Genomic DNA, 20,886 nt, shown 5'->3' with positions numbered 1-20,886 from the left:
GCACCTGCGGGCCAATGAAGGAGTTTGCCATGCTGACCAATGCCCTCAAATCCACCTCTGCGCTGGCGCTTTGCGCTGCGATGATGGCACCGCCTGCGGTCGGCCAGAGCTCGCAAGGCGAGGCTGGGGCAGAGCTTGAGATCTGCGGCATCATGGGACCGTTCCCCTGCAAACTCGAAGACGGGACGGTGATCGAGGATGCCGCCGAACTGGCCCGCGAGAAACTTACCGGCGACAGCGAGGACGCGCCTGCCGCGGACGCCCCGCCGGAGGATACCCCGCCCGCCGCCGAACCGGCCCCGGACGACAGCGCCGATGAGGAGCCGGCGGCGGAAGACGACAAGTCGCTGCTTGACAGCGTGATCGAGGAGGCGGGCGAGGCGGTCGAAGACCTCATGGGCACCGCCCCGGAAGAAGATCAACCCGCCGACGCGGAGCCGCAACCCGACGAGGCGGCCCCTGAGGATGCACCGGAGGCGCAAGAGGAGCCGGCAGACGAGCCGGTTATCGAGGACGCACCGGAAGCCGAGGAAACGCCTGCGGATGAACCGGTCGCCGAGGAAACACCCGCGGATGAACCTGTCGCCGAGGAAGAACCGGCCGCAGAAGAAGAAGAGCCCGCCGAAGACCAACCCGCCGCCGACGAACAGCCGGCAGCGGACGGCGCGACCGAAGACGGTCGCGACGGCGCCGCCACTGCGCCGCAGCCGCGCCCGGAGGCGGCCCAGACGACCCCGGAAGAGATGCCCGAAGCCGCCGCCGCCGCGGCCGAGGCCGAGGCCGAAGGCGACCCCGACGCGGGGATGGAAGGCGATGCCGACGTGACCGTGGAAGAAGTCACCGAGGAGGAAGCGCGCTCGTCCAGCGAGGAATTCGACACCGCGGTCGGCGCCGAGAACCGCACGCCCGAGGCGCGTAGCGGCATGTCCGATTTCGAACGCGCGCTGCTGATCGGGCTGGGCGCGGTCGCGGTCGGCACGATCCTGTATAACGGCGCCAAGATCGTCTCGAACTCCGGCGACCGCATCGTCGTGCGTCGCCCCGACGGGACGCTCGAGGTTCTCAAGAACGACGACGAGATCCTGCGCCGCCCCGGTTCGGAAGTGGTGACGCGCACCTTCGACGATGGTTCGGTGCGCACCGTGGTGACCCAGCCCGACGGCACCCGGATCATCACCATCCGCGCAGCCAATGGCACCGCGCTGAAGCGCACCCGGGTGTTGCCGGACGGCAGCCGCTATGTGCTGTTCGACGACACCCAGCCGAGCGAACCCGTCGACCGGGTCGTGATCGACGACCGGCAGCCGCCGGCGCGCGAGACCCTGTCGGCGAACGATGAAGATGCGCTGCGCGCGGCGCTGATCGCCTCGATGAACGCCGAAACCGGACGCCGCTTCTCGCTGCGCCAGATCCGGCAATACGCCGAGGTGCGCGATCTCGCCCCGATGATCGAGGTCGACGCGATCACCTTCGACACCGGCTCGGCGGTGATCAAGCCGTCGCAGGCCGAACAGCTTGCCGGCCTTGGCATCGCGATCCGCGAGGTGATCGAGGAAGTGCCCGGCGCGGTGTTCCTGGTCGAGGGTCATACCGACGCGGTCGGGGATGCGAGCTACAACCTCGCGCTGTCGGACCGGCGGGCCGAGAGCGTGGCGCTGGCGCTGACCGAGTATTTCGACGTGCCGCCGGAAAACCTGATCACCCAGGGCTACGGCGAGAGCGAGTTGAAGATCCGCACCAACGAGGCCGAGCGGCGCAACCGCCGCGCCACCGTGCGCAACATCACGCCGCTCCTGCGCTGAGCCGGCCCGGACCGGGCCCCACAAACGACAAAGCCCCCGCAGCAGCGGGGGCTTTTCGCATTCCGGTCGATCGGCGGCCTATTTGTTCAGCGGACCGATCATCATGATCATCTGGCGGCCTTCCATCTTGGGCATGTTCTCGACCTTGCCCAATTCCTTGACATCCTCGGCCACCCGTTCCAGCAGTCCGCGCCCGATGTTCTGGTGCGCCATCTCGCGCCCCCGGAACCTCAGCGTCACCTTCACCTTGTCGCCCTTCTCGAGGAACCTGACGACATTGCGCATCTTGACCTCGTAGTCATGGGTGTCGGTGCCGGGGCGGAACTTGACCTCCTTGATGTCGATGGTCTTCTGGTTCTTGCGCGCCTCGGCCTCACGCTTTTGCGTCTCGTATTTGAACTTGCCGAAATCCATGATCTTGCAGACCGGCGGATTGGCGTTGGGTGAAATCTCGACCAGGTCGAGCCCGGCCTCGACGGCCAGTTCGATGCCGCGCTCGGGCGTGACAACGCCAAGGTTTTCGCCGTCCGCGCCGATCAACCGAACTTCGGGGGCGCGAATACGTTCGTTGACCTTGGGTCCGGTGTCGCGCGTCGGCGGGGCGTTGTGGGGTCTGCGGGCTATGGTTGTGTTCCTTCTGCGGTTTCAGAGTGTTTGGCGCCGAAAGGTAGTCTGACGACCCGCCGCTTTCAACCCGGTTTATGCTGGTCGGACCCGAGTTTGGCGGCGTTCGGGCCGGTCTGGGGCGTTGCGCGGGCCATTGGGCGGGGCTAATCTGGGGCAGAGACGGGGGGAATGCGATGAGACGGCTTTTTTCGGTTGATTTGGCGGTGTTCGCGCTGGCCGCAGGGCTGGCGTTGACGGCGTCGGGCGCGGCGGTTGCGCTGGGTGGCGACGGCAAGGGCGAGGCGGGCGACGCCACCGGCATCCTGCGCCAATCGCCCGATGAACCGGCTCCCGGCGCCGGCCCGCGGCTGGGCGGCGGCAAGAAGCCGGTCGATGAGGCCCCCGCGGATACACCGTCCGATACGCCCGAAGATGCGCCCGCACCCCCCGGGCCGGACGAGATCGCGCCAGACCCCGTGCCGCCCGCCGATGAGCCGCAACCCGCCGACCCGGAGGTCAGCCCGCTGGTCTTGGCCTGCGATTCCGCGGCGGCGCATCCGCGCGACCCGGGCCGGCCGGCCACCGTGATCGGGGTCGAGACCGCCGACATGAACATCGCCCGCGCCATCGCCGCCTGCGAGGCGGCGCGCGAAGCCTATCCCGATCATGCCCGCACCGCCTATCAACTGGGCCGCGGCTATCATGCCGGCAACCGGCCGCGCGAGGCCGAAGCGGCCTATTTCGCGGCGCTGGCAGCGGATTACGAAAGCGCCGGGCTGGCTGTTGGGTTTCTGTACCAGGACGACAATGCGCTGAACCGCGACGCCGCCGATGCCTTTCCGTTCTTCCGGCGCGCGGCAGAAGCCGGGATGGCGGATGCCGAGTTCGAGATGGGATGGGCCTATGAAAACGGGCTTGGCACCGGGCAGGACTATGCCCAGGCGGCCTATTGGTATCAGCGCGCGGCGGATCAGGGCGACAAGCTGGCGATGAACAACCTCGGCTGGCTTTATCATGAAGGCCACGGCGTTGCGCGTGATCCGGCGCGCGCGGTCGAGCTTTACCGCCCCGGGGCCGAGGCCGGTATTCCCATCGCACAATACAACCTCGGCTGGGCGCTGGCCAATGGCGTTGGTATCGCCCAGGACCAGGCCGAAGCCGCGAGATGGTATCGCCGGGCGGCGGACAATGGCGAGACCTTCGCGATGCTCAATCTCGGCTACATGTATCTCTATGGCGAAGGGGTGGACCGCGATCCGGCCGAGGCGCTGTCGCTGTTCCATCGTGCAGATGATGACGGCAGCATCGCGGCCAAGAGCTATATCGGCGAAGTCTATGAATTCGCGACGGAGTATTACCACGCCGAGACCGCTGCCTGGTATTATGTGCGGGCCCTCAAGGGCGGCGACGACTGGCCGACGACCCGCGCCGCCGACGACTGGGACCGCGACGTGGCGCGCGCGCTGCAACGCATCCTGCGCGACAACGGCTTCTACACCGGGGCGATCGACGGGGTGATGGGTCCGGGCTCGGTCGCGGCGATGAAACGGGTGCTGCCGCCGAGCGCGGAATAGGCCGTCGGGGCCGCCTGCGCGTCAGTCCACGAAGGCCTTTTCCACCACGTATTCGGCGGGGTCCGAGTTCGCGCCTTCGCGCAGCCCGTAGCCTTCAAGCACCTCTTTCATGTCGATGTTGAACGCCAGCGAGCCACAGACCATGCCGCGATCGGTTTCCGGGTCGAGCCGGTCGATGCCGAGCCCGAGGTCGGTGAACACCTTGCCCGAGGTCAGGTTGGTGGTGATCCGGCCCTTGTTGGCAAAGTCGTCGCGGGTGGTGGTCGGATAATACTTCAGCTTGTCACCGATGAACTCGCCGATCAGCGGATCTTCGGGCAGGCTCTCGACCAGTTGCCGGCCATACTCCAGCTCGGCCGCATCGCGGCAGCAATGCATCATGATCACTTCGTCATAACGCTCGTAGGTGTCGGGGTCGCGCATCAGGCTGGCGAAGGGGGCGATGCCGGTTCCGGTGGCGAAGAACCACAGCCGCTTGCCCGGCAGCAGCGCATCCAGCACCAGGGTGCCCACGGGCTTGGGACGCAGGATGATCTGGTCGCCCGCCTTGATGTGCTGCAGTTTCGAGGTCAGGGGGCCGTCGGGCACCTTGATCGAGTAGAACTCGAGCTCTTCGTCCCAGCTGGGCGAGGCGATCGAATAGGCGCGCAGCAGCGGTTTGCCATTGTCGCCCATCAGCCCGATCATCACGAACTCGCCCGAGCGGAACCGCAGGCTTTTCGGCCGGGTCACGCGAAAGCGGAACAGGCGGTCGGTGTAATGCTCGACCTCGGTCACGGTCTGGGCGTCGGGAAGCGTCGGGGCGGGCCTGATGGTCTGGGCTTCAGTCACTGGTCTCACATCGTTTTGCTAGCGGCGGGGCAAGGCGTGCCCGACCTTTCGGACCGCTATATAGGGTTTGGTCCGCGTCAGTCTACCCGCGCAGCCGCGACTGATGGTCATAGGTGCAGCGCGGCGGGTCGGCAGGGTCGACAACCCGCGCGTCCGGGGGTGGGTTCTGGCTTTTCCCGGTGGAATCCTCTTGAGGTTTCGGGGAAACTGGAACAATGTCCCGAAAAATTGCCCGTGGGGTTGGGTCGAATGGGATATTGTTCTCTTGCGGGCGCCCCGCGGCAAGGTTCAGAAGGAGGCGGCGGGATGGCATTGCGGATCGACCAGATGGACCGGAAAATCCTGGCCGAGTTGCAACAGGATGCCAGCCAGTCGCTCGACCTGATCGCCACCAAGGTGGGGTCGTCGAAAACCCCGGTCTGGAACCGGATTCGCAAGCTGCGCGAGGCCGGCGTGATCGGGCCGCAGACGGTGATCGTGGATGCCGAAAAGCTGGGCTTCGACGCCTGTTTCTTCGTGCTGATCCGCACCTCGGAACACGATGCCGACTGGCAGACGAAGTTCCTGCACGCCCTTCGCGCGCGCCCCGAGGTGATGGAGGCGCATCGCCTGGCCGGCGAGATCGACTATATCCTAAAGGTCCGGGTCGCCAATGCGCGCGCCTATGACGCCTTCTACCAAGCGCTGATTTCCGAGGTGAAGATCTTCAACGTGACCGCGCTGTTGTCGATGGAAGAGATCAAGCACACCACGCATCTGCCGCTGTAACGGCCCCTCAGCCGCAGGCGACCGGATAGACCAGCGGCATCGGGCCGCTGTTGCCGGTGACGGACCCGGCGCAGGTGACCTGTCCGACGCCATTGGCCCAGTAAAGCTGCGGGTCCTGCGGCACCATCCCCTGCCAGTAATTGTCGCCCGTGGCACGGCGCGCGCCCGGCGATTTCTCGCGCGACACCTCGAAATGCAGATGGGCATAGGACGACAGCACGCCGGTTTCGCCCAGCGTGCCGATCTGCTGGCCCTGGACTACGCGCGCCCCGGCCTCGACCTGGCGGACATCGAGGTGCTTGTAGTGTGTGAACACCCGCCGACCGTTGGCGTCCGGCCCGTGGTCGATGACGATCCGGTTGCCATACATCGGCTCGAAATAGGACAGATAGACGGTGCCGGCCGCTGCCGCGATCACCGGGCTGCCGGGCGGGTCGGCAACGTCGATGCCGTAATGGCCCTGGCCATCCTCGGTTTTCGGGGTCATGAACTGCTGCGCGATCGAGGGGGCGTTTGCGGGCATCGCCACCGGGATCTTGTCACGCATATGGAACATGTAGGGCGCGGAATGGCCGTAGCTCGAGCGGTCGCCGCAGGCGCCAAGCGCCGCCAGAGCACACAGTGCCAGCAAACCCTTCGCCATCGCCCTTTCCATTGATCCGCCGCAAGTCTAGCGCAAAAGGGCCGTTTTTTCTAGAGAGGGCGGATTTTCAGCCGGGCGATGCGGTTGTCGACGCGCCGCTGCACCTCGAAGCGGAAGCCGTGGAAGGAAAACACCTGTCCCTCGTTCGGGATCATCTGGGCTTCGTGGATCACCAGCCCGGCGACCGTGTTGGCCTCGTCATCCGGCAGCGACCAGTCGGTGGCCCGGTTGAGGTCGCGGATCGTCATCGCACCGTCCACGGTATAGGAGCCGTCGGAGAGCTTCTTCAATTCCTGCTCGAGCCCGAGGGCGTCGAACTCGTCGGTGATCTCGCCCACGATCTCTTCGAGGATGTCCTCGAGCGTGATCAGCCCCTGCAGCGCGCCGTATTCGTCCACAACCAGCGCGAAATGGGTGTGGCGCTTGAGGAAGTTGCGCATCTGGTCGTCGAGCGTGGTGGTCTCGGGGACGAAATAGGGCTCCATCGCCACGTCCATGATGTTGAAATTGCCGAAGTTCTCGGCGTGGCCCGCATCACGGGCCGGGGCGCCCGCGGCATACATCGCGCGGCTGAGGTCCTTGGCGTGGATCACGCCCACGATGTTCTCGGGCTCGCCGCGGAACACCGGCAGCCGGGTGTGGGGCGAGGCCAGCGCCTGTTCCAGCACTTCGGTCACGTCCTTGTCGGCGTCGATCATCTCGATCTGGCGGCGGTGCAACATGATCTCCTCGACCGTGCGCTCGCCCAGGTCGAGCGCGCCCAGCAGGCGGTCGCGGTCTTCCTTTTCCACCGCGCCTTCGCTGTGGCCCAGAGAAATCGCCCCGGCGATTTCCTCGCGCACCGCGAGGATCTGCGAATGCGGATCGGTCTCGATCCCGAACAGGCGCAACACCAGCCGGGTAAAGGCGCGCACCGCCGAGACGATCGGGGAAAACACCAGGATGACCAGCTTGATCGGCCCCGAGACCAGCGCGGCGGCGGCCTCGGGCCGGGTGATCGCGTAGGTCTTGGGCAGCACCTCTGCAAAGACCAGCACGAGAAGCGTCATCACCAGCGTGGCCAGCGCAACGCCGCTTTCGCCAAAGAGGCGCGTGAACAGCGCCGTGGCCAGCGAGGCGGCGAGGATGTTGACCAGGTTGTTGCCCAGGAGCACCGAGCCGATCAGGCGTTCGTTGTCATCGGTGATCGACAGCGCCCGGCCCGCGCCCTTGTCGCCCCTGTCGGCGCGCACCCGCAACTTGCCGCGCGAGGCTGCGGTCAGGGCGGTCTCGGAGCCCGAGAAGAAGCCCGAGAACACGAGAAGGAGGAGGATTGCGCCGCTGGTGATCCAGAAGGTGCCGTCGAAGATGGTGCCGGTTTCGGCGGGGGTCATTTCAGTGTCTTTCGCGTGGTGTCGGTTATGTATGCGATCGGTCGGGGCGCGTTTCAAGGGCGGGGGCGGATATGCGAAGGTGCGCCTGCGGCGCGCATCCTGTCTCGGGCCCGGCCTTCGGCCCGCCCCTCGGGCGCCTCTGGCGGGAGTGTATCGGCCAAGATGAAGCGCTCAGTAGGTGGCTGCGGCCAGCAGGGCAAGCGCATGGGCGGTGGCGGCGGCGCGGACCTCGGCGCGGCCGCGTGCCCCGAAGTCGACGGTTTCGGTTCGCGTGCCGGCTCTGGTGGCGAGGCCGAAGCAGACCCGGCCTTCGGGTTTGTGCTCGGAGCCGCCGGGGCCGGCGATGCCGGTGACCGAGACCGCGATATCGACCGGCGCGCGGGCCAGAAGCCCTGCCGCCATTTCCGCCGCGACCTGTTCGGAGACCGCGCCTTGGGCGTCGAGCGTCGCGGGATCGACCCCGAGCAGGGCGATCTTGGCGGCGTTGGAATAGGTCACCAGGCCGCGTTCGAACACGTCCGACGAGCCGGCGACATCGGTAAGGGCGGCTGCGACCATGCCGCCGGTGCAGCTTTCGGCGGTGGCAATGGTCAGCCCCCGGGCGCGGCAGCGGGTCAGCAGGGCGGCGGCGTCGGTCATGGCATCAGGAACAGATGCGCCGCGGCGGCCAGCGCCACCACGCCGATGGCAGCAAAAAGCCCCGCGATCAGGTCGTCGAGCATCACGCCCAGCGCGCCGCCCTTGCGGTCGGCCCAGCCGACCGGGCCGGGTTTCCAGATGTCGAACAGGCGAAACAGCACAAAGCCCGCGATCCAGCCCGGATAGAGCGCCATGATCTCGGCCCCCATCATCGCCGCCCCGATCGAGACCGGCAGGATCGCGAGCCCCTGGCCGGCCACTTCGTCGATGACGATCTCGGAGGGGTCCTTGTCGGTCCGGCCCGAGATCAGCCCGGCGGTGGCCCACCATCCGCCGAAAAAGGCCGCGACGAGGAAGGCCGCAACCAGCCACGGTCCGCCCAACTGGTGCAGCGACCACAGGATCGGCAGGGCCGCCAGCGAGCCCCAGGTGCCCGGCGCGGGCCTTAGGTGGCCGACGTAGAGGAAGGTGGCGATGATCTGTTTCATGCGGTGGATGTCATGCTTTCACGAGGGTTGCGAGTGCGAGGGCCGCGATGCCTTCCTGGCGGCCGGTGAACCCGAGGCGCTCGGAGGTGGTGGCCTTGACGCTTATGCGGTCGGGGTCGATGCCGGTGATGCGGGCCAGTTCGGCGCGCATGGCGCCGGCGTGGGGGCCGATCTTTGGTTGTTCGCAGATCAGGGTGACGTCGACATTGGCGATGGCATAGCCACGCGAGCGCGCCAGCTCGGCGGCGTGGCGCAGGAAGATGTCGCTGGCCGCGCCCTTCCACCGGGGGTCCGAGGGCGGGAAATGCTGGCCGATATCGCCCTCGGCCAATGCGCCGTAGATCGCATCGGTCAGCGCGTGCATTCCGACATCGGCGTCGGAATGGCCTTTGAGCGCGCGGTCATGCGGCACCGGAACGCCGCACAGGATCACCCGGTCGCCCGGCTCGAAAGCATGCACGTCAAAGCCCTGCCCGGTGCGGATATCCATGGTCTTTCCCATCAGCGCCTCGGCCCGGGCGAAATCCTCGGGGCCGGTGATCTTGAGGTTGCGTTCCTCGCCTTCGACGATGGCCACGTCAAGGCCCGCCGCGCGGGCGATCGCGACATCGTCCGCGGCGGGTCCGCCCTTGTGGCCGCGGTGGGCGGCGAAGATCGCGGCGAAGCGAAAGCCCTGCGGCGTCTGGGCGCGAAACAGCCCGGCGCGGTCCCGGGTGCCGGTCACGCGGTCGCCGGCACCGGTCCAGAGCGCATCGGTGACGGCAAGCGCCGGGGCGGCGCCGGCGCTGTGGGCGAGGCCGGCGATCACCCGGTCGATCAGCGCGGCCGAGACCAGCGGGCGGGCGACGTCATGGATCAGCACAAGGTCGGGCGGGTCGTCGGCCAGTGCCTCGAGCCCGGCGCGCACGCTGGCGTCACGGGTTGCCCCGCCGGTGGCGATGATCACCTCGGGAAAGCCCGCGGCCTGGCCCAGGTCGTCGGGGTGCAGCACGAGGACAACACGGCCGATGGCCGGGTGCGAAGAGAGCGCCGCGACCGTCCAGTCTGCGACGCGGGCACCCTTGAGCCTGCGCCATTGTTTGGGCAGGTCTCCGCCCGCTCTTGTGCCACGCCCGGCGGCGACGATGATGGCCGCGATGTCCATGCGCCCCTGTTACGCATTGCCTGAAAGAAGGACAATGGGGATTGGCGAGCGGGCAAAACTGATGAAATATTGTGCATTGGTGAAAAACCATGCATACCGACCGCCGCAGGCGTGGAGGGGTCGCGCGGGGGAGGCTATGGTGGCCGCAGTTAGCACAAGGACAGCATGGGAATGAACGCTTGCCGCTGATGCTTGGCGATATCCGGATCGACCCGCCCGTGGCGCTCGCCCCGATGGCCGGGATCAGTGATCTGCCGTTTCGCAGCCTGGTGCAGAGTTTCGGCGCAGGGCTGGTGGTCAGCGAAATGGTGGCGAGCCAGGAGATGGTGCAGGCCAAGCCCGGGGTGCGCGAGCGCGCCGAACTGGGCTTCGGCATCGAAGGCACCGCTGTGCAACTGGCCGGTCGCGACCCGTGGTGGATGGGCGAGGCGGCGCGGATGGTCGCGGCGAATGGTGCGCGGATCATCGACATCAACATGGGGTGTCCGGCCAAGAAGGTTGTCGGCGGGCTGTCGGGCTCGGCCCTGATGCGCGACCCGGACCATGCGCTCGGGCTGATCGAAGCGGTGGTGGCGGCGGTCGACGTGCCGGTGACGCTGAAGACCCGGCTGGGCTGGGACATCGACATGCTGAACGCGCCCGAGATCGCGCGCCGGGCCGAGGCCGCCGGGGTCGCGATGGTGACCATTCATGGCCGCACCCGGTGCCAGTTCTACAAGGGCCGGGCCGACTGGCGGGCGATCCGGGCGGTGAAACAGGCGGTGTCGATCCCGGTGATCGCCAACGGCGACATTTGCGGGGTGGGCGACGCGCGCACCGCGCTGGCGCAGTCGGGCGCGGACGGGGTGATGATCGGGCGCGCTGCCGGTGGGCGGCCCTGGCTACTCGCCGAGGTTGCGGCGGCCCTCTGGGGCGGGCCCGACCCGGTTGTGCCCGAGGGCGCGGCGCTGGTCGACATGGTGGCGGGGCATTACGAGGCGTCGCTGTCCTTTTATGGCGCCGACCTCGGCAAGCGGGTGATCCGCAAGCATCTGGGCTGGTACATGGACGCTGCCGGCACGCCCCCGGGACTGCGCCGCGAAGTGCTGTCGGGGCGCGACCCCGGGGCGGTGCTGGCGCGTCTGCCCGAGGCGCTGACCCCGCGCGCGGAGGCGGCGTGATGGAGGACGCGGCCCTTTGGGCGTCCTTGCCGGTGCCGGCGCTGGTGATCGACGGACAGGAACGGATCGCGGCAGTCAATGCGGCGGGCGAGGCATTCATGAATGCCTCGGCCAGGTCGCTGATCGGGCAGCCCTTGGCGGGCAGGCTGAACAGCGATGCCGACCTTGGCGGCACCGTGGCGCGGGTTCGCCGCGATGGCGGGCCGGTCTTCATCAACCGCGTTGCCACCGGCGCCGGGCAGGGCGCGCGGGCCGAGTGCGATCTGCGCCTCGCCCCGGTCGCGGGCGGCGATGGCGCGGTCCTGATGCTGATCGAGCCGCGCCACCTGGCCGACCGGCTGGGCGAGGGGCAGGGGCCGCGCGTCGCGGCGCGCTCGGCGATCGGCATGGCCGAGATGCTGGCGCACGAGATCAAGAACCCGCTGGCCGGGATCACCGGGGCGGCGCAACTGCTGGCGATGACCCTGTCCGGCGACGACCGCGAGTTGACCGACCTGATCGTCGCCGAAAGCCGTCGGATCGTGGCGCTGCTTGACCAGGTCGAGGAGTTTGGCAACCTGCGCCCGCCCGACCGGCGGGTGGTGAACGTGCACGACATCCTTGACCGGGCGCGCAAGTCTGCCGAGGTCGGGTTCGCCGCCGGGATGCGGATCGTCGAGGACTACGACCCCTCGCTGCCGCCGACCTGGGTGGATGCCGACCAGATGATCCAGGTGTTCTCGAACCTGATCCGCAATGCCACCGAGGCGGCGCGCGGCGCGGGCGGCACCATTTGGCTGCGCTCCTTCTACGATCATGCGCTCAGGGTAAGGCGCGCCGATGGCACCGGCACCGGCCTGCCGCTTCAGGTCGAGGTGATCGACGACGGCCCCGGCATCGCGCCCGAGATCGCGGCGCAGGTCTTCGAGCCGTTCGTTTCGGGGCGCGAGAACGGCACCGGGCTGGGGCTGGCGCTGGTGTCCAAGATCGTCTCCGACCACGACGGCTGGATCGCGGTCGAGAGCGAACCGGGCCGCACACGCTTTCGCATATCGCTGCCGCTGGCGCCCGGCGACAAGGAGTTGATCTGATGGATGGCACCGTTCTGGTCGCCGACGACGACCGCACGATCCGCACCGTTCTGACCCAGGCGCTGACCCGCGCCGGCTGCCGGGTGCATGCGACCGGCTCGCTGGTGACCTTGAAACGCTGGGTCGAGGAGGGGCGCGGCGACCTCGTGATTTCGGACGTGGTGATGCCCGATGGCAACGGGCTGGATGCACTGCCCGAGATCGCGGCGATGCGGCCCGGCCTGCCGGTGATCGTGATCTCGGCCCAGAACACCATCATGACCGCGATCCAGGCGACCGAGCGCGAGGCGTTCGATTACCTGCCCAAGCCGTTCGACCTGCCCGACCTGATGCATCGCGCCGCGGTGGCGCTGGACCGGCCCCGGCGCGTGCCGGACCGCGCCCCCGCGCCTGCCGACGCAAGCGCCGATCTGCCGCTGGTCGGGCGCAGTCCCGCGATGCAGGCGCTTTATCGCCTTGTCGCGCAGGTTATGAACGCCGACATGCCGGTCCTGATCACTGGCGAGAGCGGCACCGGCAAGAGCCTGATCGCGCGCGCCATCCACGATTTCTCGGACCGGCGCGAGCGGGTTTTCACGGTCGCGACGGCGGATGACCTTGCCCCGGCCGAGGGCGCGGCACGCCTGCTGGCGCGGGCCGGGCAGGGCACGCTGGTGCTGGACGGGATCGGCGATCTCGACACCGGGGCGCAGGCCCGCCTGACAAGAATGCTCGACGGGCTGAACGGGACCGGTCCACGGGTGATCGCCACAGCACCACCTGATCTCGCCCGCCGGGTGGGGCCGGAGGGGTTCCGCGACGATCTGTTCTACCGGCTGAGCGGCGTCGTCATCCCGGTGCCGGCGCTGCGCGAACGGCTCGAGGATATTCCGCTTCTGGCCGAGCATTTCCTGGCCCGCGCCACCCGCGACAGGATGCCGGCGCGGGTTCTGTCGCCGGAGGCGGCCGATTGCCTCTGCGCCTATCCCTGGCCGGGCAACCTGCGTCAGCTCGAACACATCATGCAGCGCCTCGTGCTCACCGGGTCCGAGCCGGCCATCGGCAAGGTCGAGGTGGAAACCGCACTGGGGGCCCCCGGGGGCGGTGCGCCGGTGGCCGCGGTGGCGGACGAGACGCTGTCGGCCTCGGTCGCGCACCACCTTGCGCGCTATTTCGCGCTGCACGGCGGGTCGCTGCCCCCGCCCGGCCTCTATCAGCGCATTCTGCATGAGGTCGAGGTGCCATTGATCGAGATCGCGCTGGATGCGACCGGGGGCAACCAGTTGCGCGCCGCGGAATTGCTCGGTCTCAACCGAAATACCCTGCGCAAGAAGATCACCGAACGGGAAATCGAGGTGACACGACGAAGGAAGTTGATGTAAACCGGCCACAGAGCGTGGCATAAGGGTGTCAGTGGCAGACCTTTTGCCCGATTCCCATTTCCCGTCGCGCGGCACGGGAAAGCATGAGGCCCGGCGTGACCCGAAACGGCGCAACCCAGACCCGCAAGACGCCCTGGACATGGGACAGGATCGCCCGCCTGCGCAAGCTGCGCCGGGTGCAGGCGGTGGCGACCATCGGGCTGGTCATTCTCGGCCCGGCGCTGGCGGTTCTGACCTATCTCGTGCTCGGCCCGCTGGATCAGGGGGCGCAATCGGCGACGCTGCGGATCGTGCTGCTGGCCGACTTCGTCTATGTGCTGGTGGTGGCGGCACTGGTCCTGTCGGGCATCGTGCGCATGATCGCGGCGCGGCGGGCGAAATCGGCCGGCTCGCGCCTGCACCTGCGGCTGACCGGGGCGTTTGCCTTCCTCGCGCTGCTGCCCACCGTTCTGGTCGCGGTGTTCGCGGTCCTCACGGTCAACGTCGGGTTGGAGGGCTGGTTTTCCGAACGTGTCAGCCGGGTGGTGCGCAATTCGCTGGACGCCGCCCAGGCCTATGAGAGCGAGCACCGCGACGGGCTGGTGCAGGATGCCGAGGCGCTGGCACGGTTTCTTGACCAGGCCAAACTGGCCAACCCGCTTATGCCGGACGCGCAGTTGCGCCAGGCGCTGGCGCAGGGCCAGAGCCAGATCCAGCGCGGGCTGCGCGAAGCCTATATCATCAACAGCGCCGGAGACCTGCGGTTGCGCGGCGACCGGTCGTATCTTTTCGATTTCGAACACCCCGCGCCCGAGGCTGTCGACCAGGCGATGGCCGGTGAAACCGTGGTGGTGGAAGACTGGGATATCAACGAGTTTCGGGCGATCGTTCATCTGACGGCTTATCCCGACCACCTGCTTTATGTGTCGCGCGATGTCGATGGCGACGTGCTCGACCTGCTCGACGAGACGCAGGAAACGGTGCGCTTCTATCAACAGCTCGAAAACCAGCGCGGCCAGGTGCTGTTCGAGTTCGGGCTGATCTATCTCGGCTTTGCCGCGATCCTCGTGCTGGCGGCGACCTGGCTGGGGATGTGGTTCGCCGAACGGCTGTCGGCCCCGGTCGGGCGGCTGGCGCAGGCGGCCGAGCGGGTCGGGGCGGGCGATCTGGACGTGCGCGTGCAGGAAGAGGAAGGCGACGACGAGATCGCCACCCTGGGCCGGTTGTTCAACCGCATGACGCATCAGCTTCGCGGCCAGCGTGCGCGGCTTCTGGAAAACACCGAGCAGATCGAGCGGCGGCGGCGGCTGTTCGACAACGTGCTGAGTTCGGTCACCGCCGGGGTGATCGGGCTGGATTCCGCCGGGCGCGTCGACTTCATGAACCGCGCCGCGCGCCAGATGCTGGGGATCGACAGCGAGGGGCCGCAGCACGCCGACCTGACGCTGGTGGTGCCCGAGTTCGGCCCGCTGCTGGACCGGCTGCGCGCCGAGGGCAGCGAACGGGTGCAGGAGGAACTGGGCCTTGCGCGCGTCGGGCGGCAGGAGCGGCTTCTGGTGCGCATGGCGCGGCGGATTTCCGACGAAGGCGCGCTCGAGGGCTATGTGGTGGCGTTCGACGATGTGACCGATCTGGTGTCGGCCCAGCGCATGGCGGCCTGGGGCGACGTTGCGCGCCGCATCGCGCATGAGATCAAGAACCCGCTGACGCCGATCCAGCTGTCGGCCGAGCGCATCAAGCGCAAGTTCAGCCGCAAGCTGGACGAGCCGGATGCCGACGATCTGGAAAACCTGACCGGCGTGATCATCCGCCAGACCGAAGATCTGCGCCGGATCGTCGACGAGTTCTCGAAATTCGCCCGGATGCCCGAACCCGAGAAAAAGCCCGCCGACCTCGCCCAACTGGTGCGCGACGCGGTGACGCTGCAAAAGGCCGGGCAGGTCGACGTGACGATCGAGACCGACCTTGACCCCGGTGCGATGCCGGCGCAGCTTGACGAGACGATGATCGGCCAGGCGCTCACCAACCTGATCAAGAACGCCGGGGAAGCGATTGAAAGTCTGCGGGAAAAAGGTCTCGTGCCGGACGGGCACAGGCCGACGATCCGGGTCGGTCTGACGCGCGAGGACAATGAGGGCGTGATCCGCATTTCCGACAACGGCATCGGCCTGCCGGAAGACCGTTCGCGGCTGTTCGAGCCCTACGTGACCACCCGCGACAAGGGCACCGGGCTGGGCCTGCCCATCGTCAAGAAGATCATCGAGGAACACGGCGGCAGCCTGACCTTGCAGGACGCCGAACCGTTCGGCGGCACCGACCGGCCGGGGGCAATGGCCGTGGTGCGCCTGCCGGTCAGCCCGGCGGTGGCCGAACAGGATGCCGCAGAGTAACGAGGGAACGTGAGATGGCAGATATTCTGATTGTCGACGACGAACGCGATATCCGCGAACTGATCTCGGATATCCTTGAGGACGAGGGTTATACCACGCGCCTCGCCGGCACCTCGGACGCGGCGGTGGCCGAGGTGCGCAAGGAATTGCCGGCGCTGATGATCCTGGACATCTGGTTGAAGGATTCCGCGATGGACGGGATCGACATCCTCAAGATGGTCAAACGCGAGCATCCGGAAGTGCCGGTGGTGATCATCTCGGGCCATGGCAATATCGAGATCGCGGTGGCCGCGATCAAGCAGGGCGCCTACGATTTCATCGAAAAGCCCTTCAACATCGACCAGTTGCTGGTGGTGATCCGCCGGGCGATGGAAACCTCGCGCCTGCGCCGCGAGAACGTCGAACTCAAGCGCCGCGATAGCGTGCCGACCGACCTGATCGGGGCCTCTGCCGCGTTCCGAACGCTGAAATCCAACCTCGAGAAGGTGATGCGCTCGAACGGGCGGGTGCTTTTGACCGGGCCGGCGGGGTCGGGCAAGGAACTGGCGGCGCGGATCGTTCACGCGGGATCGGAACGCGCCCGCGCGCCCTTTGTCAGCGTCAACTCGGCCTCGATCGAGCCCGACCGGATGGAAGAGGTTCTGTTCGGTCGCGAAAGCCCGGAACGCGGGGTCGAAAAGGGGCTTCTGGAAGAGGCCAACGGCGGTGTGCTCTATTTCGACGAGGTCGCCGACATGCCGCTCGGCACCCAGTCCAAGATCCTGCGGGTGCTGGTCGAACAGCGCTTTGCCCGCGTCGGCGGGATCGACAAGGTGAACGTCGATATCCGCGTGATCTCGTCCACCACCCGCGATCTGCAGGCCGAGATCGCGGCACAGCGCTTTCGCGAGGAATTGTATCACCGGCTGAACGTGGTGCCGATTTCGGTGCCGCCCTTGTCGGAGCGGCGCGAGGACATCCCGCGCCTGGCCGAGCATTTCATCGCCACCTTCAACAAGACCCAGGGCCTGCCGCTGCGCGAACTGGCCGAGGATGCCAAGGCGATGCTGCAATCGATGCCCTGGCCCGGCAACGTGCGCCAGTTGAAAAACGTGATCGAGCGGGTGTTGATCCTGGGCGATGGCACCGGCCCGATCGAGGCGCGCGAACTGCCCGAAACCGAGGTCGGGGGCGAGGCCGAGGCCGGTGGCGTGGTGCTGCCGGCGGCGCTTGCGACCCTGCCGCTGCGCGAAGCCCGCGAGGCGTTCGAGCGGGAATACCTCCTGACCCAGATCAATCGGTTTGGCGGCAACATATCCCGCACCGCGAATTTCGTTGGCATGGAACGCTCGGCGCTGCATCGCAAGCTGAAGTCGCTGGGCGTTGTGACCGGCACCAAGTCGGGCGCCCGTGTGGCCTATGTCGCCGAAGGTGACGAAGCAGAGTGAGGGGCGCATTTCGCGCCCGGCTGAACAACCTGTCGTCCAAGGTGTCGCCATGTCCTCTACCGCGCCAACCCTGCACCTCGTTTGCGGCAAGGCCGCCGCAGGCAAGTCCACCCTGGCGGGCGAACTCGGACAAGGGGCGGGTGTCGTCGTCATCGCCGAAGATGCCTGGCTTGCGGCGCTTTTCGGTGACCAAATGGCCTCGCTGGCGGACTACGTGCGATGCGCCAACCGGCTGCGCGAGATCATGGAGCCGCATGTCGTGGCGTTGCTCGGGGCCGGCGTGTCGGTGGTTCTGGATTTTCCCGCCAACACCGTCGACACCCGCCGCTGGATGCGGCGCATCATCGACACATCGAAGGCGGCGCACGTCTTGCACTACCTCGATGTCCCCGACGGGGTTTGCAGGGCGCGGGTGCAGGCGCGCAATGCGCAGGGCGATCACCCGTTCACCCTCTCGAACGCGCAATTCGATTAGCTTCTCAGGCATTTCGAGGCCCCGACAGACGACGAAGGCTTTCACATCGTGCGGCATGAATACCGACCCGGCGCACCGGACGGAAACCCACCGCCGCGTTGACCTTTTGCCTGCCCTCTGCCAATCCTTCCCCTGGACAGTCGGGAGACCCCAATGAAGGTCGTCATCTGCGGCGCGGGCCAGGTTGGCTGGCAGATCGCGCGCCACCTTTCCGGTGAAAACAACGATGTGACCGTGGTCGACAACAACCCCGACCTGGTGGCGCGGGCGACCGATACGCTCGACGTGCAGGGGGTGACGGGCTTTGCCTCCTACCCGGACGTGCTGGAGCGCGCGGGCGCGCGCGACGCCGACATGGTGATCGCCGCCACCTATTCCGACGAGGTCAACATGGTCACCTGCCAGGTGGCGCATTCGATCTTTTCGGTGCCGCGCAAGATCGCCCGGCTGCGCGCGCAGAGCTATCTCAACGCGATCTACGCCGATCTCTACCGGCAGGAACACCTGCCCATCGACGTGGTGATCAGCCCCGAACGCGAAGTGGCCGAAGCGGCGCTGAGGCGGCTGTCGGTCCCGGCGGCGTTCGATGCCGAGACCTTCCTGGGCGGGCGGGCGACGCTCCTGGGCATCGCGCTCGACGAGGATTGCCCGGTGGTGAACACGCCGCTCCGGCAGTTGACCGACCTGTTTTCCACCCTCAAGGCGATTGTCGTGGGGGTCCGGCGCGACAACTCGCTGTTCGCGCCCGAAAGCGCCGATCAGTTGTTCGTGGGCGACCAGGTCTATGTCTTTGCCGAAACCGGCGATGTGAACCGGACGCTCGAGATCTTCGGCAAGTCGGTCAAGCGACAGGACCGCGTGGTGATCCTGGGCGGCGGCAATGTCGGGCTGTCGGTGGCCCAGGCGCTGGAGACGCGCACGACACGGGTGCGCGCCAAGGTGATCGAGCTGAACCGCTCGATCGCCGAACGCGCCGCCGACGCGCTGGAGCGCACCGTGGTGCTGCACGGCAACGGCATGGACATGGAGCTGCTCAAAGAGGCCGGCATTCACCGCGCCGACGCGATCCTGGCGGTCACCGACGACGACAAGGTCAACATGCTGGCCGCCGTGCGCGCCAAGGCGGCGGGCTGTCCGATGGCGATCTGCCTTGTCAACGACCCGTCGCTGGTGCCGCTGATGGAGCCGCTGGGGGTCGACGCCTATATCAACCCGCGCGCCACCACGGTCAGTTCGATCCTGCGCCATATCCGGCACGGGCGGGTGCGCGGCGTCTATTCGGTGGGCGATGCCGAGGCCGAGGTGATCGAGGCGCAGGTGCTGTCGACCTCGCCGATCTCCGGGCGTGCGGTGCGCGACATCGAGTTTCCCGAGGGCGTGTTGATCGGGGCGGTGATGAAGGGCGAAACCGTGGTCAAACCCGAAGGGTCGACGATGATCGACGAGGGCGACGTGGTGGTGATCTTCGCCATGGCCGCCGATGTGCCCGAGGTCGAGCGCCTGCTTCAGGTCTCGATCGACTTTTTCTGACCCGATGCGCAACCAGATCGCCAAACTTCCGCTGCTCGTGATCCTGATCGCGTCGGGCGGCATCGCCATGTTCCTGCCGGCCGCCCATGCCAGCGTCACCGACGCGCCGGATATTGCGGCGGTGTTCTTCACCTTCGGCGGGCTGTCGCTGGCGCTGGCGCTGTTCATCGGCATCGCCATGGCCGGGCAGGAGCGGCGCGAGCATCCGCGCCGCCACCTGGGCGCGCTGCTGGCGCTGTTCGTGCTGATGCCCCTGCAATTCGCGCTGCCGTTTCACGATGCGGTGCGCAACACCACCTTCCTGAATGCCTATGTCGAGATGGTGTCCAGCCTGACCACCACCGGCGCGACGCTGTTTGACGATCCCGGCAGGCTGGCCCCGTCGCTGCACCTGTGGCGGGCCACCGTGGGCTGGCTGGGCGGGCTGTTCGTCTGGGTCGGGGCGATCGCGGTGCTGGCCCCAATGGCACTCGGCGGTTTCGAGGTCGGGCGGCGTCGGTCGCAGGACCTCACGCGCGCCTCGGCCTATCGCCAGATCAGCGAGGTGGCCGACCTGTCCTATCGGGTGCGGGTCTATGGCGCGGCGTTGCTGCCGATCTATGGCGGGTTGACGCTGGCGCTGTGGCTGCTCTTGATCGTGGCCGGCGAGATGCCGATGAATGCGCTGGTCTATGCGATGTCGACCCTGTCGACCTCGGGCATTTCGCCCGGCCACAACGGGTTGGCCGCCAGCAGCGCCGGATACGGCGGCGAGGCGGTGATCGCGGTTTTCCTGGTTTTCGCGATCTCGCGGCTGACCTTCACCCGCGACGGGCAGGGGCGCGACCTTGCCGGGCTGAGTCGCGACCCCGAGATCCGTATCGCCACGGCCCTTGTGCTTCTGGTGCCCGCGATCCTGTTCGCCCGCCATTTCCTTGGCGCCTACGAGGTCGAAGGCACGGCGATGCGGCTCACCGAGGGCCTGGCCTCGCTCTGGGGATCGGTGTTCACGGTCCTGTCGTTCCTGACCACCACCGGTTTCGTGTCGGCGGCCTGGGAGACCAGCCGCGACTGGTCGGGGTTGCAGACGCCGGGGCTGGTGCTGATGGGGCTGGCGCTGATCGGCGGCGGGGTGGCGACCACGGCGGGGGGCACCAAGCTGCTGCGCGTCTATGCGCTCTACAAACACGGTGTGCGCGAACTGGAACGGCTGGTGCACCCGCATTCGGTCGGCGGATCGGGTGGCGAGGCGCGTCACCTGCGCCGCCGGGGCGCCTATATGGCGTGGCTGTTCTTCATGCTGATGGCGGTTTCTGTGGCGCTGGCGATGGCGGCGTTCTCGCTGACCGGCGAGGATTTCGAGGAGGCGACCGTGCTGACCATCGCGGCGCTGACCACCACCGGGCCGCTGGCCGAGGTGGCGGCGGCAGAGCCGATCCGTTATGCGCTCCTGTCGACGCCGGCCAAGCTGGTGCTGACCGTGGCGATGATCGTCGGGCGCCTCGAAAGCCTGGCCATCGTGGCGCTGTTCAGCCCGGATTTGTGGCGGCGCTGAGGTCGGTTGCGGGTCGGACCGGGCAAAAATCAGGGGTAGAATCTTTCAGTCAGCCGTTACATACTGACCGCGTTAGGCAATTCTGCCGGAGA

Annotated in this window: 18 protein-coding genes; 11 read left to right on the top strand and 7 right to left on the bottom strand. The window is 67.5% G+C overall.

What is annotated here, in order from left to right; translation table 11 throughout:
- Window positions 1–29: 29 nt before the first annotated feature.
- Complete coding sequence (locus FVF75_RS08050) at window positions 30–1,802, top strand: OmpA family protein (RefSeq protein WP_148377464.1); 1,773 nt, start codon at window positions 30–32, stop codon at window positions 1,800–1,802.
- Window positions 1,803–1,880: 78 nt separating this feature from the next.
- Here the strand turns inward: FVF75_RS08050 and infC are convergent, their stop codons facing one another.
- On the bottom strand, window positions 1,881–2,426 hold the full coding sequence (gene infC, locus FVF75_RS08045; RefSeq protein WP_148377463.1) for a translation initiation factor IF-3: 546 nt from the start codon (window positions 2,424–2,426) through the stop codon (window positions 1,881–1,883).
- A 176-nt stretch (window positions 2,427–2,602) separates the two neighbouring features.
- On the opposite strand from infC, the gene FVF75_RS08040 reads away from it, so the two are divergent.
- The gene (locus FVF75_RS08040) at window positions 2,603–3,982 is read left to right on the top strand and encodes an SEL1-like repeat protein (RefSeq protein ID WP_187393013.1); all 1,380 of its coding nucleotides are present in this window, start codon (window positions 2,603–2,605) and stop codon (window positions 3,980–3,982) included.
- A gap of 21 nt (window positions 3,983–4,003) precedes the next feature.
- Here the strand turns inward: FVF75_RS08040 and FVF75_RS08035 are convergent, their stop codons facing one another.
- Entirely contained in the window at window positions 4,004–4,813 is an 810-nt protein-coding gene (locus tag FVF75_RS08035; RefSeq protein ID WP_281289588.1) for a ferredoxin--NADP reductase, read from the bottom strand.
- A 306-nt stretch (window positions 4,814–5,119) separates the two neighbouring features.
- Here FVF75_RS08035 and FVF75_RS08030 point away from each other — a divergent pair, with 306 nt between their 5' ends.
- Window positions 5,120–5,581, top strand: coding sequence for an Lrp/AsnC family transcriptional regulator (locus FVF75_RS08030; protein WP_148377461.1), 462 nt, complete (start codon window positions 5,120–5,122; stop codon window positions 5,579–5,581).
- 7 nt (window positions 5,582–5,588) lie between these two features.
- Here the strand turns inward: FVF75_RS08030 and FVF75_RS08025 are convergent, their stop codons facing one another.
- The 5 genes from FVF75_RS08025 to FVF75_RS08005 form a co-directional block, all read right to left on the bottom strand.
- Window positions 5,589–6,224 (bottom strand): M23 family metallopeptidase, encoded by a 636-nt coding sequence (locus FVF75_RS08025; RefSeq protein ID WP_187393011.1) that lies wholly within the window; start codon window positions 6,222–6,224, stop codon window positions 5,589–5,591.
- Between the two features lie 50 nt (window positions 6,225–6,274).
- Window positions 6,275–7,597: an HlyC/CorC family transporter gene (locus FVF75_RS08020; protein WP_148377459.1), complete on the bottom strand. Its 1,323-nt coding sequence runs from the start codon at window positions 7,595–7,597 to the stop codon at window positions 6,275–6,277.
- Window positions 7,598–7,768: 171 nt separating this feature from the next.
- Entirely contained in the window at window positions 7,769–8,236 is a 468-nt protein-coding gene (locus FVF75_RS08015; protein ID WP_148377458.1) for a CinA family protein, read from the bottom strand.
- Complete coding sequence (locus FVF75_RS08010; protein WP_148377457.1) at window positions 8,233–8,724, bottom strand: phosphatidylglycerophosphatase A family protein; 492 nt, start codon at window positions 8,722–8,724, stop codon at window positions 8,233–8,235. The genes FVF75_RS08015 and FVF75_RS08010 overlap by 4 nt, the downstream gene beginning before the upstream one ends.
- A gap of 10 nt (window positions 8,725–8,734) precedes the next feature.
- On the bottom strand, window positions 8,735–9,868 hold the full coding sequence (locus FVF75_RS08005) for a bifunctional 2-C-methyl-D-erythritol 4-phosphate cytidylyltransferase/2-C-methyl-D-erythritol 2,4-cyclodiphosphate synthase (RefSeq protein ID WP_148377456.1): 1,134 nt from the start codon (window positions 9,866–9,868) through the stop codon (window positions 8,735–8,737).
- 188 nt (window positions 9,869–10,056) lie between these two features.
- On the opposite strand from FVF75_RS08005, the gene dusB reads away from it, so the two are divergent.
- The 8 genes from dusB (at window position 10,057) to FVF75_RS07965 (ending at window position 20,794) form a co-directional block, all read left to right on the top strand.
- A complete protein-coding gene (gene dusB, locus FVF75_RS08000) occupies window positions 10,057–11,028 on the top strand; it encodes a tRNA dihydrouridine synthase DusB (RefSeq protein WP_148377455.1) in 972 nt (323 codons plus the stop codon).
- Window positions 11,028–12,098, top strand: coding sequence for a two-component system sensor histidine kinase NtrB (locus tag FVF75_RS07995; protein WP_148377454.1), 1,071 nt, complete (start codon window positions 11,028–11,030; stop codon window positions 12,096–12,098). The genes dusB and FVF75_RS07995 overlap by 1 nt, the downstream gene beginning before the upstream one ends.
- Window positions 12,098–13,459, top strand: coding sequence for a response regulator (locus FVF75_RS07990; RefSeq protein WP_148377453.1), 1,362 nt, complete (start codon window positions 12,098–12,100; stop codon window positions 13,457–13,459). Before FVF75_RS07995 ends, FVF75_RS07990 begins: the two co-directional genes overlap by 1 nt.
- A 95-nt stretch (window positions 13,460–13,554) precedes the next feature.
- Complete coding sequence (locus FVF75_RS07985; RefSeq protein ID WP_246138034.1) at window positions 13,555–15,828, top strand: sensor histidine kinase NtrY-like; 2,274 nt, start codon at window positions 13,555–13,557, stop codon at window positions 15,826–15,828.
- Window positions 15,829–15,842: 14 nt separating this feature from the next.
- Entirely contained in the window at window positions 15,843–17,255 is a 1,413-nt protein-coding gene (gene ntrX / locus FVF75_RS07980) for a nitrogen assimilation response regulator NtrX (protein WP_148377451.1), read from the top strand.
- Window positions 17,227–17,730, top strand: coding sequence for a P-loop nucleotide/nucleoside kinase family protein (locus FVF75_RS07975; protein WP_342779799.1), 504 nt, complete (start codon window positions 17,227–17,229; stop codon window positions 17,728–17,730). Before ntrX ends, FVF75_RS07975 begins: the two co-directional genes overlap by 29 nt.
- A gap of 153 nt (window positions 17,731–17,883) precedes the next feature.
- The gene (gene trkA / locus FVF75_RS07970) at window positions 17,884–19,260 is read left to right on the top strand and encodes a Trk system potassium transporter TrkA (RefSeq protein WP_148377450.1); all 1,377 of its coding nucleotides are present in this window, start codon (window positions 17,884–17,886) and stop codon (window positions 19,258–19,260) included.
- A gap of 4 nt (window positions 19,261–19,264) precedes the next feature.
- Entirely contained in the window at window positions 19,265–20,794 is a 1,530-nt protein-coding gene (locus tag FVF75_RS07965) for a TrkH family potassium uptake protein (RefSeq protein WP_148377449.1), read from the top strand.
- Window positions 20,795–20,886: the final 92 nt, after the last annotated feature.

Source organism: Maritimibacter fusiformis (assembly GCF_008086115.1).
Taxonomy (GTDB): domain Bacteria; phylum Pseudomonadota; class Alphaproteobacteria; order Rhodobacterales; family Rhodobacteraceae; genus Muriiphilus; species Muriiphilus fusiformis.
Note: the sequence above shows the minus strand (reverse complement) of the source record. Positions and strands in the feature narration are given on the sequence as shown.

Bases quoted from the DNA above. Each gene is read 5' to 3' on its own strand.
- FVF75_RS08025 (WP_187393011.1), bottom strand. From the start codon at position 6,224: ATGGCGAAGGGTTTGCTGGCACTGTGTGCTCTGGCGGCGCTTGGCGCC.
- FVF75_RS08040 (WP_187393013.1), top strand. From the start codon at position 2,603: ATGAGACGGCTTTTTTCGGTTGATTTGGCGGTGTTCGCGCTGGCCGCA.
- FVF75_RS08020 (WP_148377459.1), bottom strand. From the start codon at position 7,597: ATGACCCCCGCCGAAACCGGCACCATCTTCGACGGCACCTTCTGGATC.
- trkA (WP_148377450.1), top strand. From the start codon at position 17,884: ATGAAGGTCGTCATCTGCGGCGCGGGCCAGGTTGGCTGGCAGATCGCG.
- FVF75_RS08030 (WP_148377461.1), top strand. From the start codon at position 5,120: ATGGCATTGCGGATCGACCAGATGGACCGGAAAATCCTGGCCGAGTTG.
- dusB (WP_148377455.1), top strand. From the start codon at position 10,057: ATGCTTGGCGATATCCGGATCGACCCGCCCGTGGCGCTCGCCCCGATG.
- FVF75_RS07965 (WP_148377449.1), top strand. From the start codon at position 19,265: ATGCGCAACCAGATCGCCAAACTTCCGCTGCTCGTGATCCTGATCGCG.
- FVF75_RS07975 (WP_342779799.1), top strand. From the start codon at position 17,227: ATGTCGCCGAAGGTGACGAAGCAGAGTGAGGGGCGCATTTCGCGCCCG.
- FVF75_RS08050 (WP_148377464.1), top strand. From the start codon at position 30: ATGCTGACCAATGCCCTCAAATCCACCTCTGCGCTGGCGCTTTGCGCT.
- FVF75_RS08015 (WP_148377458.1), bottom strand. From the start codon at position 8,236: ATGACCGACGCCGCCGCCCTGCTGACCCGCTGCCGCGCCCGGGGGCTG.
- FVF75_RS08010 (WP_148377457.1), bottom strand. From the start codon at position 8,724: ATGAAACAGATCATCGCCACCTTCCTCTACGTCGGCCACCTAAGGCCC.
- FVF75_RS07995 (WP_148377454.1), top strand. From the start codon at position 11,028: ATGGAGGACGCGGCCCTTTGGGCGTCCTTGCCGGTGCCGGCGCTGGTG.
- FVF75_RS07990 (WP_148377453.1), top strand. From the start codon at position 12,098: ATGGATGGCACCGTTCTGGTCGCCGACGACGACCGCACGATCCGCACC.
- ntrX (WP_148377451.1), top strand. From the start codon at position 15,843: ATGGCAGATATTCTGATTGTCGACGACGAACGCGATATCCGCGAACTG.
- FVF75_RS08005 (WP_148377456.1), bottom strand. From the start codon at position 9,868: ATGGACATCGCGGCCATCATCGTCGCCGCCGGGCGTGGCACAAGAGCG.